17 protein-coding genes are annotated in these 14,461 nt (G+C 73.5%); 4 read left to right on the forward strand and 13 right to left on the reverse strand.

Annotation, left to right across the window (positions count from 1 at the left end; genetic code table 11):
• Positions 1 to 37: 37 nt before the first annotated feature.
• Positions 38 to 1,459 (forward strand): glutamate decarboxylase, encoded by a 1,422-nt coding sequence (locus tag AB0G79_RS29035; protein WP_360811577.1) that lies wholly within the window; start codon positions 38 to 40, stop codon positions 1,457 to 1,459.
• Here the strand turns inward: AB0G79_RS29035 and AB0G79_RS29040 are convergent.
• From AB0G79_RS29040 to AB0G79_RS29060, 5 genes are all read right to left on the reverse strand, one after another.
• A complete protein-coding gene (locus tag AB0G79_RS29040; RefSeq protein WP_360811579.1) occupies positions 1,453 to 2,700 on the reverse strand; it encodes a sialidase family protein in 1,248 nt (415 codons plus the stop codon). The genes AB0G79_RS29035 and AB0G79_RS29040 overlap by 7 nt on opposite strands.
• Positions 2,701 to 2,778: 78 nt before the next feature.
• Positions 2,779 to 3,369 carry a PadR family transcriptional regulator gene (locus tag AB0G79_RS29045; RefSeq protein ID WP_360811581.1) on the reverse strand — a complete coding sequence of 197 codons (591 nt, stop codon included), beginning with the start codon at positions 3,367 to 3,369 and terminating at the stop codon, positions 2,779 to 2,781.
• Positions 3,370 to 3,453: 84 nt separating this feature from the next.
• Positions 3,454 to 3,993 carry a DinB family protein gene (locus AB0G79_RS29050; protein WP_360811582.1) on the reverse strand — a complete coding sequence of 180 codons (540 nt, stop codon included), beginning with the start codon at positions 3,991 to 3,993 and terminating at the stop codon, positions 3,454 to 3,456.
• An 89-nt stretch (positions 3,994 to 4,082) separates the two neighbouring features.
• Positions 4,083 to 5,540, reverse strand: coding sequence for an aldehyde dehydrogenase family protein (locus AB0G79_RS29055; RefSeq protein ID WP_360811584.1), 1,458 nt, complete (start codon positions 5,538 to 5,540; stop codon positions 4,083 to 4,085).
• Positions 5,541 to 5,599: 59 nt separating this feature from the next.
• On the reverse strand, positions 5,600 to 6,472 hold the full coding sequence (locus tag AB0G79_RS29060) for a helix-turn-helix transcriptional regulator (protein ID WP_360811586.1): 873 nt from the start codon (positions 6,470 to 6,472) through the stop codon (positions 5,600 to 5,602).
• Between the two features lie 342 nt (positions 6,473 to 6,814).
• On the opposite strand from AB0G79_RS29060, the gene AB0G79_RS29065 reads away from it, so the two are divergent.
• Entirely contained in the window at positions 6,815 to 7,315 is a 501-nt protein-coding gene (locus tag AB0G79_RS29065) for an ATP-binding protein (RefSeq protein WP_360811588.1), read from the forward strand.
• A gap of 142 nt (positions 7,316 to 7,457) precedes the next feature.
• On the opposite strand, the gene AB0G79_RS29070 is transcribed toward AB0G79_RS29065, so the two are convergent.
• From AB0G79_RS29070 to rpmG, 5 genes are all read right to left on the reverse strand, one after another.
• Positions 7,458 to 7,670, reverse strand: a complete 213-nt coding sequence (locus tag AB0G79_RS29070) for a DUF397 domain-containing protein (RefSeq protein ID WP_360811615.1) — start codon at positions 7,668 to 7,670, stop codon at positions 7,458 to 7,460.
• Between the two features lie 158 nt (positions 7,671 to 7,828).
• Positions 7,829 to 8,089 (reverse strand): 30S ribosomal protein S18, encoded by a 261-nt coding sequence (rpsR, locus tag AB0G79_RS29075; RefSeq protein WP_360811590.1) that lies wholly within the window; start codon positions 8,087 to 8,089, stop codon positions 7,829 to 7,831.
• A gap of 4 nt (positions 8,090 to 8,093) precedes the next feature.
• Positions 8,094 to 9,230: a GTP-binding protein gene (locus tag AB0G79_RS29080; protein ID WP_360811592.1), complete on the reverse strand. Its 1,137-nt coding sequence runs from the start codon at positions 9,228 to 9,230 to the stop codon at positions 8,094 to 8,096.
• Positions 9,230 to 9,484 carry a type B 50S ribosomal protein L31 gene (locus AB0G79_RS29085; protein ID WP_360811594.1) on the reverse strand — a complete coding sequence of 85 codons (255 nt, stop codon included), beginning with the start codon at positions 9,482 to 9,484 and terminating at the stop codon, positions 9,230 to 9,232. The genes AB0G79_RS29080 and AB0G79_RS29085 overlap by 1 nt, the downstream gene beginning before the upstream one ends.
• A 7-nt stretch (positions 9,485 to 9,491) precedes the next feature.
• Positions 9,492 to 9,656: a 50S ribosomal protein L33 gene (gene rpmG, locus AB0G79_RS29090; RefSeq protein WP_360811596.1), complete on the reverse strand. Its 165-nt coding sequence runs from the start codon at positions 9,654 to 9,656 to the stop codon at positions 9,492 to 9,494.
• Between the two features lie 73 nt (positions 9,657 to 9,729).
• On the opposite strand from rpmG, the gene rpmB reads away from it, so the two are divergent.
• Entirely contained in the window at positions 9,730 to 9,966 is a 237-nt protein-coding gene (gene rpmB, locus AB0G79_RS29095; protein WP_360811598.1) for a 50S ribosomal protein L28, read from the forward strand.
• Positions 9,966 to 10,271 carry a 30S ribosomal protein S14 gene (gene rpsN, locus AB0G79_RS29100; RefSeq protein ID WP_360811601.1) on the forward strand — a complete coding sequence of 102 codons (306 nt, stop codon included), beginning with the start codon at positions 9,966 to 9,968 and terminating at the stop codon, positions 10,269 to 10,271. The genes rpmB and rpsN overlap by 1 nt, the downstream gene beginning before the upstream one ends.
• A gap of 91 nt (positions 10,272 to 10,362) precedes the next feature.
• Here the strand turns inward: rpsN and AB0G79_RS29105 are convergent, their stop codons facing one another.
• The 3 genes from AB0G79_RS29105 to AB0G79_RS29115 all read right to left on the reverse strand — a co-directional run bounded on the left by AB0G79_RS29105 (position 10,363) and on the right by AB0G79_RS29115 (position 13,935).
• Positions 10,363 to 11,079: a hypothetical protein gene (locus tag AB0G79_RS29105; protein WP_360811603.1), complete on the reverse strand. Its 717-nt coding sequence runs from the start codon at positions 11,077 to 11,079 to the stop codon at positions 10,363 to 10,365.
• Positions 11,076 to 11,654, reverse strand: a complete 579-nt coding sequence (locus tag AB0G79_RS29110) for a SigE family RNA polymerase sigma factor (protein ID WP_360811605.1) — start codon at positions 11,652 to 11,654, stop codon at positions 11,076 to 11,078. The genes AB0G79_RS29105 and AB0G79_RS29110 overlap by 4 nt, the downstream gene beginning before the upstream one ends.
• A 160-nt stretch (positions 11,655 to 11,814) precedes the next feature.
• Positions 11,815 to 13,935, reverse strand: a complete 2,121-nt coding sequence (locus tag AB0G79_RS29115) for an FUSC family protein (protein ID WP_360811607.1) — start codon at positions 13,933 to 13,935, stop codon at positions 11,815 to 11,817.
• Positions 13,936 to 14,461 lie beyond the last annotated feature (526 nt).

Genomic DNA, 14,461 nt, shown 5'->3' on the forward strand with positions numbered 1-14,461 from the left:
CCCCCTCCCCCCGTCCCGCCGAGGAAGGAACCTCCCCATGCCCCCGCTGCACCAGGGTCCCGCCGCCTCCCCCTCCGAGCCCGAGCGCCGCCTCGCGCTCAACCCCTTCTACGGGGTGGCCGACCCGGTCGGCGGCATGACCGAGGCCCCACCGCACCACCGGCTCCCCGAGGGGCCGATGCCGCCGATGAGCGCGTACCAGCTCGTCCACGACGAACTGATGCTCGACGGGAACTCCCGGCTCAACCTCGCCACCTTCGTCACCACCTGGATGGAGCCCCAGGCCGGTGTCCTCATGAGCGAGTGCCGCGACAAGAACATGATCGACAAGGACGAGTACCCGCGCACCGCCGAGCTGGAGCGCCGCTGCGTCGCCATACTCGCCCAGCTGTGGAACGCCCCGGACCCGGCCACCGCCGTCGGCTGCTCCACCACCGGCTCCAGCGAGGCGGGCATGCTCGCCGGTCTCGCCCTCAAGCGGCGCTGGGCGAAGCGGAACGCCGACCGCTACCCGTCCACCGCCCGCCCCAACCTGGTCATGGGGATCAACGTCCAGGTCTGCTGGGAGAAGTTCTGCGAGTTCTGGGAGGTCGAGCCCCGGCTCGTCCCCATGGACGGCGACCGCTTCCACATGGACGCCGAGTCCGCCGCCGCCCTCTGCGACGAGAACACCATCGGCGTGGTCGCCGTCCTCGGCTCCACCTTCGACGGCTCCTACGAACCCGTCGCCGAGATCTGCGCCGCCCTCGACGCCCTCCAGGAACGCACCGGACTCGACATCCCCGTCCACGTCGACGGGGCCTCCGGCGCCATGGTCGCCCCCTTCCTCGACGAGGAGCTCGTCTGGGACTTCCGGCTCCCCCGGGTCTCCTCCGTCAACACCTCCGGCCACAAGTACGGCCTCGTCTACCCGGGCGTCGGCTGGGTCCTGTGGCGCTCCCCCGCCGAACTCCCCGAGGAGCTCGTCTTCCGGGTGAACTACCTCGGCGGCGACATGCCCACCTTCGCCCTCAACTTCTCCCGCCCGGGCGCCCAGGTCGTCGCGCAGTACTACACCTTCCTCAGGCTCGGCCGCGAGGGCTACCGCGCCGTCCAGCAGACCTCCCGGAGCATCGCCCGGGGCCTGGCCGAACGCATCGAGGCCATGGGCGACTTCCGCCTCCTCACCCGCGGCGACGAACTGCCCGTCTTCGCCTTCACCACCGCCCCCGACGTGACGAACTACGACGTCTTCGACGTGTCACGACGGCTGCGCGAGCACGGCTGGCTCGTCCCCGCCTACACCTTCCCCGCCAACCGCGAGGACCTCTCCGTCCTCCGGATCGTCTGCCGCAACGGCTTCTCCGCCGACCTCGCCGAGCTCCTCGTCGAGGACCTGCACCGGCTCCTGCCCGAACTGCGGAGCCAGCCCCACCCCTTCACCCACGACAGGGACAAGGCGACCTCGTTCCATCACTGAGTCCCGTCGCCGTCCGTGCCGGCCGCGCCCTCCTCGCCGCAGGCGAGGAGGAACCGCGACCACCGCACCCCGTCCCGGGTGATCTCGAACTGGCACGGGAGGTCCTCCCGCAGCAGGCCGAGGGCGGTGCGCCGGACGTACGCCGTCCCGTCGTCCAGCTCGACGAAGGTCCGCCCGCCGTCCACGCTCCGGAAACCGGAGAACATCGAGGCGATCTCCACCCGGCCGCCGGGCCCCGGGACCGGGAGACCGACGAGGGACCGGGGCTCCCGCGTCGCCCCCGTGGTCCACATCCGCCGCCAGGTCCGGCCCCCGTCGACGGAGCGGTGCAGGGCCCGCATCGAGTTCAGGATCTCCTTCCCCTCGCTCAGCTCCCCCATCTCCGCCGCGTAGACGGCGGACTGACCGACCACCACCGCCGTGTACCGTCCGGGCCCCGCGGCCGGACTCGGCAGCGCGCTCACCCGCCAGCTGCGGCCCGCGTCCCGGGAGACGGCGACCGCCGCCCGGCCGGTGCGCGGGTCGGCCCCCGAGACCCACCACGACCCGTCCGGCTCCGGCAGCGGCGCCGGGGCCGGGAACGCGCCGAGGGACGGCACCCGGGCCAGCGCCCGCCGCCGCCCGTCCACCGGCGAGACGACGACGAGCCGCTGCCGCGCGCAGTCGTCGGGTACGGATCCGGCGGGCTCCGCGCAGTCGGTGGCGAGCACCCCGTCCGCCGGGATGTCCGGGGTCGTGCCGACCGTACGGGTGTCCCCGCGGCGCCAGTTGCGGCCGCCGTCGCGGGTGAACCAGGTCCGCGTCCCCGGTTCGGCGGAGAAGTCCTCGATCAGCGCCCGCCCGGGGCCCAGCGGCAGCAGGTGGGCGGAGACGCCCTCGGTCCCGCGCGTCTCGGCCAGCGGCGAGCGCCGGGCCACCCACTCCTTCGCGCCGGCGTCGAGGACCGCCACGTACGGGCGGCAGAAACCGTTCTCCGGTGCCGAGGGGTCGGTCACGCAGTCCGCGAGCAGGGCGAACCCGCTGCCGTCGCGCGCGAACACCGGCTGGTGGGCCCGCCCCGGCAGCCCCGGCTGGGAAGGGATCGCGGGCGGGGCGGTGAGCCGCACGGGTGGGGGTGGGGAGGGTGGGCCTTCGGTGGCTTCCGCGGGGCGGTCGGGGCTCCCGGTGCACCCGGCCAGTACGGAAAAGGCCAGAGCCGCCACGACGGCGGCGGCGAACGGTCGCACAGGTCTGGTGCGCATCGGACGGTCCCCCTTCCGCGGCGCGCGCCGCGACCTTCAGTAGACCGCCCGCCCCGGCGGGTTCCCAGCACCGTGCGGCTACTTTTCGAGGACGCCCACGAAGGGCTCGCCCTCGCCCGCGAAGGCGTACGCCCCCGCCTCGATCCGTCCGATCAGACCGAGCGTCCACTCCCTGGCCGCGTCCGCCGAGTGGGTCCAGAAGTGCATGATCTCGCCGATGTGGCCGAGCTGTTCGAGCCCGCCCTCCGGCGTGTACTCCTCGGTGACCGTCGCCCGCCACGCCTCCAGCGCGGCCACCCGGCGGCGCAGCAGCTCCACCGCCTCCGCCCTCGGCAGGTCCACGATGAAGCCGATGCCCGCCGAGAGGACGTCCCGCCCCTGGTCGTACGTCGTCAGCGCCTCGCGGAGCAGCGCGAAGTACTCCTCGCGGCCCCGCGCGGTCAGCTCGTACTCGACGCGCGGCGGCCCGCCGGCCGTGCTCGGCGCGCTCTCGTGGGCGCGCAGGAACCCCTGCTTCGCCAGCTGCTTGAGCGCGTGGTAGATCGACCCGGGCTTGGCGTGGGACCACTCGTGCGCGCCCCAGTACTCGAGGTCGCCGCGCACCTGGTAGCCGTGGGCGCGGCCGTGCTGCTTCACCGCGCCCAGGACGAGCAGGCGGATCGCCGACATCCCGCGTACCTCCGTGGCCCCACGCCCTGGTCGATTTTGACCAGAGTACGGGTCCGGGTCCGGCCCCGCCGGGTCCCGCCCGGGTCAGCGGCCCTGCTCCTCCGCGATCAGCGCGAAGGAGACCTTGCCGTCCAGGGACTCGCGGATGACGTCCGCGTGCCCGGCGTGCCGTCCCGCCTCCTGCACCAGGTGGAGCAGCATCCAGCGGACCGACACCCGGCCGTCCTTCGGGAACCAGGGGGCCTCCGGCAGCGGGAACGTGTCGTCGAGGCTCGGCACCGAGCGGACGAACTCCTCCGTCTCCTTCGCCACGCGCGCCCAGAAGTCGACGATCTCGGGGATCGTCTCGTCGCCGACGAGGCGGAAGCCGTCGGCCCAGGTCTCCTGGGAGCGCTGCTTCTCGTTCGGCCGCTGCTGGGCGAGGCGCAGCCAGTTCAGCTCGACCTCGGCGACGTGCTTGAGCAGCCCGGACAGGGTCAGCTCGCTGGCGCTGGGGCGGCTCGCCGCCTGCTCCTCGGTCAGGCCGAGGAGGGAGCGGCGGATCGCGGCGCGCTGGGCCTCGATGAAGTTGAGGAGCGCGCCGCGCTCGTCGCCGTGGGCCTCGGTGGGAACGAGAGCGACCATGATGTCCGCCTTCCGTAGCGTGATCCGTGCGGTGTTGCCGTGCTTTCCGACACCGACCACGCTACGGAAGAAGTAGGACAGATGCTGTCCTAGAAGGGGAAACGACTCCGGCCGTGCTGGATCGAGATCCACTTCTGGGTGGTGAACGCGTCCACCATCGCGTCGCCGTTCAGCCGCCCGATGCCCGAGTGCTTCTCGCCGCCGAAGGGCACGATCGGCTCGTCGTGCACGGTGCCGTCGTTGATGTGGATCATGCCGGTGTGGATGCGCCGGGCGACCCGTACGCCCCGCTCGACGTCGCCGGTGTGGACGGCGCCGCTCAGCCCGTACGGCGTGTCGTTCGCGATCCGCACCGCCTCCTCCTCGCCGTCGAAGGGCACGAGGAGCGCGACCGGGCCGAAGATCTCCTGGCTCAGGACCGGGGAGTCGGCCGCGATGTCGGTCAGGACGGACGGGGAGACGAGGTTGCCCTCGACGGTGCCGTGCAGGAGGGCCGTCGCGCCGGCCGCCACCGTCTGCTCGACGAGCGCCGAGACGGCGTCCGCCTGCTGGGAGTTGATGAGCGGGCCGATGTGCGTGGCGGGGTCGGCCGGGTCGCCGACGCGCAGGGTCCTGACCTTCGCCACGAACTTCTCGGTGAACTCCTCCGCGAGCGTCCGGTCCACCAGGATGCGGTTGGCGGCCATGCAGACCTGGCCCTGGTGCACGAAGCGGCTGAAGACGGCCGCGTCGACCGCGTAGTCCACGTCGGCGTCGTCGAGGACGATCAGCGCGCTGTTGCCGCCGAGTTCGAGGACGGACTGCTTGAAGTTCTGCGCGCAGACCGTGGCCACGTGACGGCCGACCTTGTCGGAGCCGGTGAAGGAGATGACCTTCGGGACCGGGTGGGTCAGGAGCGCGTCGCCGATCTCGGCGATGTCGGTGACGACGACGTTCAGCAGGCCGGCCGGGAGCCCGGCCTCCTCCAGGACCTTCGCGACGAGCGTGCCGCCGCAGATCGGGGTGTTCTGGTGCGGCTTGAGGACCACCGCGTTGCCGAGGGCGAGCGCGGGCGCCACCGACTTGATCGAGAGGAGGAAGGGGAAGTTGAAGGGGGATATGACGCCGACGACCCCGACCGGCACGCGGTAGACGCGGTTCTCCTTGCCGTCGACCGGCGACGGCAGGATGCGGCCCTCGGCGCGCAGCGCCAGCTGGATCGCCTCGCGCAGGAACTCCTTGGCCAGGTGCAGCTCGAAGGCGGCCTTGAGGCGGGTGCCGCCGAGCTCGGCGACGATCGTCTCGGCGAGCTCCTCCTCGCGGTCCTCGACGATCCGCAGCGCGCGCTCGAAGACGAGCCGGCGGGTGTACGGGTTGGTCTCCGCCCACTCCACCTGGGCGCGCTCCGCGGCGCGGTAGGCCCGGTCCACCTCGTCGGCGGTGGCGACGGTGATCTCGGCGAGCTTCTCCCCGGTGTACGGGTTGAAGTCGATGATGTCCCACGAGCCGCTGCCCGGCTTCCACTCGCCGTCGATGTACTGGCTCGCCAGTTCGGTGAAGTGCGACATGGATCGAGACCCCTTGACTCCGGAACCAACCACTGATGTTCCGTCATCGTACTGATGTGTCAGGAGAGTTGAAGGAGGCCCCGGAGGAGATCGCGACTTTCGGCCGGATCGGGACTGTCCTTCTGGAGGCGCTCCATCACCCGCTGGTACTGGGCGACCTCCTCGCGCTTGTCGAGGTAGAGGGCGCTGGTGAGCTGCTCCAGGTAGACGATGTCGGAGAGGTCGGACTCGGGGAAGCTCAGCATCGTGAACGCGCCGCTCTCGCCCGCGTGGCCGCCGAAGCTGAAGGGCATGACCTGGAGGGTGACGCCGGGGTGCTCGGAGATCTCGATCAGGTGCTTCAACTGCTCGCGCATGACGGCCCGGTCGCCGTACGGGCGGCGCAGCGCGGCCTCGTCGAGCACGGCGTGGAACTGCGGGGCCCGCTCGGAGACGAGGACCTTCTGCCGCTCCAGGCGGAGCGCGACGCGCCGGTCGATCTCGGCGGGCGAGGCCTCGGGCATGCCCCGGGTGACGACCGCCTGTGCGTACGCCTCGGTCTGCAGCAGGCCGTGGACGAACTGGACCTCGTAGACCCGGATGAGGGAGGCGGCGCCTTCGAGGCCGATGTAGGTGGGGAACCAGCCGGGGAGGACGTCGCCGTAACTGTGCCACCAGCCGGTGACGTTGGCCTCGCGGGCCAGGCCGAGGAGCGCGCCGCGCTCGGCCTCGTCGCCGACTCCGTAGAGCGTGAGCAGATCCTCGATGTCCCTGGCCTTGAAGCTCACCCGTCCCAACTCCATGCGGCTGATCTTGGATTCCGACGCGCGGATCGAGTAGCCGGCCGCCTCGCGGGTGATCCCGCGCGACTCGCGCAACCGCCTCAGCTGGGAGCCCAGCAGGATGCGCCGCACCACACTCCCGCTCGCTCCGCCGGATTCACCTGCGGTCACGGCTCTCAGCCTCCCCTTTACGGTGTCGAGCCCCCGTCGAGCCTCGGTCGAGCCCCGGTCGAATCCCCCGTCGAGCCCCGGATTCTGCCACCAAACGCTTCAGCGCGTACACATTCGATTACGGAATGGGGGCGACTTCCGGGCAGGAGAAGCCGAAGGAGGGAGCGGGGCCGCAGAAGATATCCACAGATTCACCACAGGCGTGGACAGGTCAGGCGCGTGCACGTGCATCTGCCCTTGCATCCCGTGGGCGCATTCGGAACCATGGGTCCCGCGCAGCCGCGTACTCGTTCGTGTTGTCGTGTTGTCGCACCACAGTCGCGATTCCCGGGAGTGCCTCGCATGGGGACGAATGGATCGACCGTGCTCGAGCCGTTACGGCAGGGCCTGCCGCCGATCGATCCCGGCGCCGTCTCCACTTCCGCCTCCTGCGCCCTGCCCGCCTGCTTCGAAGCCGTGCGCGGCGCACGGAAGTTCACCAGCGCGACGCTCGACCGGTGGGACCTGAACGACTGCTTCGACGACGTGGCCCTGGTCGTCTCCGAACTCGTCACCAACGCGCTGCGACACGCGGTACCGACGGACGAGGGAACTCGCGAGGACGGCCAGAACCCGCCGGTCCGCCTGCACCTCATGCGCTGGGCCTCGCGCCTGGTGTGCGCCGTGCGCGACCCGAGCGCGCAGAGCCCGGAGGCCCGCGGCGGCGAGGAGGACTTCTCCGCCGAGTCGGGGCGCGGCCTCTTCCTGGTGGAGTCGTTCAGCGACAGCTGGGGCTGGCACCCGCTCGCCGGGGCCCTCCAGGGCAAGGTGGTGTGGGCGCTGTTCCGGGTCGGACCCGAGTAACCGCGCCCCGGAGCCACGTACGAGAGAAGGGCCTCGGCGGAGTCACCGCCGGGGCCCTTCTCCGTACGCGTACACCTCGGGCACGTACACCTCGGGCACGTACACCTCGCGCACGTACACCTCGCGCACGCGCACCTCGGGCTCACACCAGGTGGTCGAACTCCCCGTCCTTGACGCCGAGCAGCAGCGCCTCTATCTCCGCCGGCGTGTAGACGAGCGCGGGTCCGTCGGGGAAGCGCGAGTTGCGCACGGCGACCTCGCCCCCCGGAAGCTTCGCGAATTCCACACAGGATCCCTGGGAGTTGCTGTGCCTGCTCTTCTGCCACACGACGCCGCGCAGCTCCGTGGCCGCCATGCCGTTGTACGCGTGATGCGCAAGATGCACTGGTAGCTCCCCGAGTTGCTTGGTGCAGATGTCAACTTCCTCGGATCATAGCTGTGTTCACATGCCGTTGCATGAGCAGATGCACGTGCACGAGGCGTGGCGGAACGGCTACAGGACGGCCATGGAGATCAGCGCGCGACCGACGCGTACGGCAGGAGCGCCATCTCCCGGGCGTTCTTCACGGCCCGCGCGATCTGCCGCTGCTGCTGCGCGCTCACCCTGGTCACCCTACGGCTCCTGATCTTCCCCCGGTCCGAGATGAACTTCCGCAGCAGGTCGGTGTCCTTGTAGTCGACGTAGGTGATCCCCTCCCGGTCAAGGGGGTTGGGCCGCGCCTTGGCGGGCTTGCGGGCGGCGTTCCTGGCCTTGGGGACGGGCTTCGTGGCCATGGGATCAGACCTCCAGGAGGGTGTCGAAGTCGGAGGCGAGCCCCTTCCAGGACTCGCGGCCCGCCGCGTACTCGACGTCGGTGAGCAGGCAGGAGCCGAGGAGTTCGGCGAGCCCCTCCCGGTCGAGACCGGGCGAGGTGAAGACGAGGTGCTGGCAGCGGTCGCCGTGCTCGGGGTGCCAGTCGAGGGCCGCCGCCGCGCGCCGCACCGGCGGGACCATCTCCCAGGCGGCGTCCGGCAGCGAGGCGAGCCACGGGCCCGCGCTCTCCACGCAGAGCGCGCCGCCCGCCGCGTCCCAGGCCAGCAGGGTGTCGGGCCGGTCGGCCAGGTAGAAGCGGCCGCGGCTGCGGGCGGCGGCGCAGGTCAGGTCCTCCAGGGCGGCGTAGAGCCGCTCCGGGTGGAAGGGCCGGTGGTGGCGCCACACGTACGTGCCGACGCCGTGGTCCTCCGCCTCCTGCGGCAGGAGCGCGCAGGCGGGGTGCTGGGCGGCGGCGGCGGCCTCGACGTCGAAGCCGGCGAGGGCGGCGCGGACGAGGGCCGGCCCGTCCTCGACGGGGACGCGCAGGGCGGTCGGGTGCAGCTGGTCGAGCAGCGCCCGGTCCTCGGCGTCGGCCGGGGCCTCCGGGTCCTCGACGACGGCGAGGACGGGGGCGTACTCCAGCTGGCGCGCCCAGGTGTCGGCGACGGTGCGGCGGTCGGTGGCCGCCGCCGCGAGCCCGGCGTCGGCGAGGTCGTCGCCGTTGCCGAGGTACGGCAGGAGGAGCGCCGGGTCGACGGCGGTCACGACGGCGCCGATCCGGAACCCGGCGGCGGCGACGACCTCGGCCATCGCCTTGGGCTCGACGGAGTCCCAGAGCTCGACGACGGCGAGCCGGGTGAGGCCGGAGTCGCGGAACCGCTCCAGCTCGGGGACGAGGTCCTCGCGCAGGGCGCAGCAGGCGCAGTCGTTGACGAGCGGGGTCTCGCCGGTGGACAGGACGCCGGTGGCGTCCCGGACGGTGCCGGCGACGGTCCCCGTGCCGGGGGCCGTCGCGAGGTCGTGGTGGAGCGCCACGCTGCCGGGGACCTCGGCGAGGAGCCGGTCCACGGCAGCGCGGCGGGCGTCGGAGTGCAGGCCTCCGACGAGGGCGACGGAGAGCATCAGGGGGCCTCGCGCCGTCCGTACCGCTTCTCGAAGCGCTCGACGCGGCCGGCGGTGTCGAGCACGCGCGCGGTGCCGGTGTAGAAGGGGTGGCTCGCCGACGAGATCTCGACGTCGACGACGGGGTAGGTGCGCCCGTCCTCCCACTCCACCGTCTTGTCGCTGGTGCGGGTGGAACGGGTGAGGAAGGCGAAACCGCCGGCCTTGTCGCGGAAGACGACGGGCTCGTAGGCGGGGTGGATGCCGGGCTTCATGGCGGGCTCAGCGCTCCTCTCGGAAGTCGACGTGCTGACGAACGACGGGGTCGAACTTGCGCAGGGTGAGACGGTCGGGGTCGTTGCGCCGGTTCTTGCGGGTGACGTAGGTGAACCCGGTGCCCGCGGTGGACCGGAGCTTGATGATCGGTCGGAGTTCGTTGCGTGCCATGGTGTGTAGAGTAAATGAAAATGAATCCCATTGCCAACAATGGCGGGGAACCTCAGGGAGAGGTAGGTCACCCATGTCCGCCCACTGCCAGCTGACCGGCGCGAAGCCCGGATTCGGCAACCGGATCTCGCACTCGCACCGGCGCACGTCCCGCCGCTTCGACCCCAACATCCAGACGAAGCGGTACTGGCTCCCCGGCGAGGGCCGGTACGTCCGGCTCACGCTCAGCGCCCGCGCGATCAGGACGGTCGACGTCATCGGCGTCGAGGCGGCCGTGGCCCGCATCCGGGCGCGCGGGGGGAAGGTCTGATGGCGAAGGCCGGAAAGATCGCGCGCAACGAGCACCGGAAGGCGGTCGTCGCGCGGTACGCGGAGCGGCGGGCCGAGCTCAAGGAGCTGATCCGCCGCCCCTCGACCCCGGCGGCCGAGCGCGAGGCCGCGGCACGCGAACTGGCCCGCCAGCCCCGGGACGCGAGCGCGACCCGGGTGCGGAACAGGGACGCGGTGGACGGCAGGCCGCGGGGCCACCTGAGGAAGTTCGGCCTGTCGCGGGTACGGGTGCGGGCACAGGCGCACGCGGGGTTCCTGCCGGGGGTGCGCAAGGCCTCCTGGTGACGGAGCGCCCCTCCCCGTCAGCGCGGGTACGAGGCGATCCGAGCGCCTTCCCGGTCAGCGCGGGTACGAGGCGATCCGGGCGCCTTCCCGGTCAGCGCGGGTACGAGGCGATCCGGGCGCCCTCGCCGTCGTACACCGTCACGGTGAGCTCCTTCTTGTACGCCTCCGGCCCGGTGTGGGCGTACCAGACGCCCCAGCCGGGATGGCCCGGCAGTTCGAGGAGGGTCGCCGCGACCGGGCGGAGCCCGGGGGCGGTCAGCTCGACGCGGCCCGCGTCGCGGGTGCCGAGGTAGAGACCGGAACGGAAGGCGCCGGCCGGGCCGCCGGGCCCCTGGACGGTGACGCCGGGCTCGGCGGTGTCGACGTTCCCGTCGGCGACGCTGTGGAAGTCCTCGTACTCCTCCGGCCCGGCCGTGTGCTTGCCCTCCGGGGTGAGCCAGACGATCCAGCCCCCGCCGGCGTCGACGCGTTCGCCGGGGGCCACGGTCCGGACGGGGGGCGCGGCGGGGGCGGGGCGGAGCGTCGGGGCCACGGGGGTGACGGCGGCGGGCGGGACGGGCGCCGGGTGGCCCGTGCGCGCGGACTCCGCGCCGACGGTCACGGCGGCGGCCACGCCGAGGGCGGAGAGGGCGGCCGCCGCGGCGGTACGGCGGCGACGGCGGCGGGCGAGCCCGGCGCGCCGGAGCTCGGCGAGGGGGACGGGCCGTGGGGCGGGGGCCAGGCCGCGGACCTCACGGGCGAGCGCTTCCCGGACGGCGTCGATGTGCGCGTCGGTGTCCGCGGAGGGACGGGGCTCGGACGTCGTCATCGGCGGGCTCCGGACGGGGTCGGGGCGGGGGCGGCGTCGGCGCACGGACGTCGGGCGGGGGCGGGCGCGGGCGCGGTGATCCCGGGATGACGGCGGAGGGCCTCCAGTCCGCGCCGCGCGTGCGTCTTGACGGTGCCGACCGAGCACTGGAGCACGCTCGCGATCTCCTGCTCGGTGAGGTCCTCCCAGTAGCGCAGGACGACCACGGCCCGCTGACGCGCGGTCAGGTCGGCCAGGGCGGCTCCGACGGCGGTGCGCTGGTCGACCGCGTCGGCGTGCCCTGCGTCCCGGTGGCGGAGGGACTCCGGCAGGACCGGGGTGAGGAGGTGGGCGACGCGCTTGCGCCGCAGGCGGCTGAGGTTGTTGTTGACGAGGGCGCGGCGCACGTACAGGTCGATCTCGGCCCGGGGGACCCATCGCCACCGCCCGTACACCTTGGCGAGCGTCGTCTGCACCAGGTCCTCGGCCTCGTGGAAGTCGCCGGTGAGGAGCTGGGCCGTACGCACCAGACGGGGCCAGGCGGCGACGGCGTACGCACCGAAGCCGTCGTCGTCCGGAGCGGTCTGGTGGGGCACGGCGGGAGTCCTCGCGATCGGTGGGGGGCGGGAGGCGGGCGGTGTGCACCCGGGACCGCGGGCGGGGCCCACCCCCGTGCCGGGCCCCGTCCCGGTCCCGGGTGCACACCCCTCTCAACTCCTCCCGACCCCCGGCCGGATGACATGCGCGCGAAAAGTCTTAGCGCGCTTCAGTCTCCGGCCCCGTCCCCGTCCCCGTCCCCGTCCCCGTCCCCGTCTTCGGGGAGTCAGACAGAGCGGCGGTGAGTTCGTCCAGGGCGCCGAGGAGGAGCCGGGCGCCCTTGTCGAGGAGGAAGTGGTCCGGCGGATCGGCGGTCCAGGCGGCGACGGTCTCGCGGAGATCGTCCCACTGCGGCTCGCGGCGTTCGCGTACGTCCTTGGCGCCGCGCTCCGTCGAGCGGTGGAGGGCCTCCGCGAGGGCGGTGGCGGCGGGGAGCGGGGTCGTGCCGCGCTCGGGAAGGTGGGCCTCCAGGAGCATCGCGGCCCGGCCGAACTCGGCGAGCGCGTGCCCGGCGGCCTCGGCCGCGGCGTGGGACAGGCCCCGGTGGCGCACCGGCTCGTGGGCGGCCCGGGCGACGGCCTCCTGCCAGGCGACGCGGTCGGCGCGGGCGGCGAGGAGCGCCTCGCGGACGTCGGGGCAGGAGTGGCCCGCGGGGTCGGCGTACCGGGCGGCGACGGCCGCCGCGTACCGGCCCGAGGCGGCGAGCCAGTCGGCGAGGCGGCCGCGCAGGCGGGGCGTCTCCCAGGCGGGGAAGACGGCGTACGCCAGCATCGCGAGGAGGCCGCCGAGGAGGGTGAGCAGGACGCGCTCGCGGACGGTCTGGGAGACGCCCTCGCCGGCCATGCCGAGGAGGAAGACCACGTAGGCGGCGACGCAGACCTGGCTGACGGCGTAGCCGGTGCGCATGAGGAGGTACATGCCGAAGGCGCAGAGGACGGCGAGGGCGGCGGAGAGGTACGTGCCCGGGTGGGCGGTCTGCACGACGACGGTGGCGAAGGCCACGCCGACGAGGGTGCCGCCGAAGCGGGCGACCGAGCGGGAGTACGTCTGGGTGAAGTCGGGGCGCATGACCATGACGGAGGCCATGGGCGCCCAGTACGCGTGGCCGAAGGGGAGCACCTCGCCGAGGAGGTAACCGGCGGCGGTGACGGCCGAGACGCGGACGGCGTGGCGGAGGATCGGGGAGTCGCGGCGCAGCTCGGCGCGCATCTTGGCGAGGACGATGGGCGCGAGCCGGGGCAGCGTGGGCCGGTGGCGGCCGCCCGTCGCCGAGTGCGTGTGGGTCTCGGTGCGAGGCTCCGCCGTCTCGACGACGTCGCCGAGGAGGGCGGCGAGCCGGAGGGCGGCGCGGCGCGGCGGGCCGGAGAGGATCGCGCCGGTGTCGGGGGTACGGAGCGCGGCGACGGCCGCCGGGGGCAGGGCCACGGGCTCGCCGTGCCGGATGGCGTGGGCGGCGGCGTCGAGGAGGGCGGCGGAGGCGGCGAGCAGCTCACGGACGCGGGCGCGCTCCGGACCCTCCTCGGGGACGCCGACGGCCGGGTCGGCGAGCGAGGCGAGGACCGGCCGGATCCGCTCCGCGAGCCCGCGGGCGCCGTGCAGCTCGGCGGGGCGGCGGCGGGCCTGGCGGGGGGTGACGGCGGCGGCGTTGCGGGCGGTCATGAGGGGGACGGGATCGAACCCGGCGACCGGGTCGTGGCGCAGCCGGCGGGCGTAGTCGGCCTCGGCGGCGAGCGCGTCGGCGAGGGCGTCGCGCTGGGCGCCCCAGCGGCGGACGGGGAGCAGGACGACGAGGGCGGCCTGGACGAGACCACCGGTGAAGATCATGGCGGCGTGGCCGGCGGCGCCCGCGACGGAGGTGGGCAGGGTGACGGTGACCAGCATCATCGCGACGTTGGAGGAGGCGATGATGCCGGCGGTGGGGCCGGCGGCCCAGGCGAGTCCGGCGGCGAAGGTCCAGAGCAGCAGCAGTCCGAGGAAGAGGACCGGGTGGGCGCCCGCGTTGGTCAGGTACCCGAGGAAGGTCGACACGGCGAGGCTGGCGCCGGAGGCGAGGGCGAGGGTGGGGCGGGGTCTCCAGGAGCGCTGGAAGGTGGCGATGGCGGCCTGGAAGGCACCGAAGGCGGAGGAGGCGGCGACGGCGGGCCCGAAGAAGGCGAGCGAGACGCCGACGACGAGAGCGAGCCCCAGGGCGCCGCGCGCGGCGATGGCGGGTTCGAGCCGCCGCCGCTCGACGCTGAGCCCCGAGCGGGCGGTCTCCTTCAGGGCCCGGAGCCAACTCATGCCCTGAGCGTATCCGCGAACACCCCGCAATCGGGCATTTCACCCGGCAGTGGCCGGCCCTCGCCCTCCCCCTGCCGGGGGCGCGTGAGGTGCCGAGCGGTGCTCCGGAACGCGGCTCGGGGGCACGGAGGTTGGGGCCCCCGAGCCGGCGCCCCGAGGCTCCCCACCTCGTCCTCGCGCCACCTGTACGCCCCGCGGACTCCGCAACGCGAGCACAAGGTCATCCCGAACACGGACCCTTGGCCCGACGGGGAGGGGTCCGGGGCGGGCCGAAGGACTCCGCCGAAGGCCGGGGGCTCACCAGCCGCGAAGACGCTTGAGGCGCTCCGTCTCCCCCGCCGCCGCCCCCGGGCCCGGGGGCACATCCAGCCCCGTCGGCGTTTGAGGCGTTCCCCCGCCGCGGTGCCCGGGCCCGGGGGCACATTCAGCCCCGCCGGCGTTTGAGGCGCGGGGTCCGGGGCGGAGCCCCGGTTTCGGGAAGGGGCGGGGTGGGGGTGTAGGGCCGCCGCAGGCGGCGGTCCAGGCC

The sequence above is a fragment of the Streptomyces sp. NPDC020807 genome (genome assembly GCF_040641575.1).
In the GTDB taxonomy this organism is placed as follows: Bacteria; Actinomycetota; Actinomycetes; order Streptomycetales; family Streptomycetaceae; genus Streptomyces.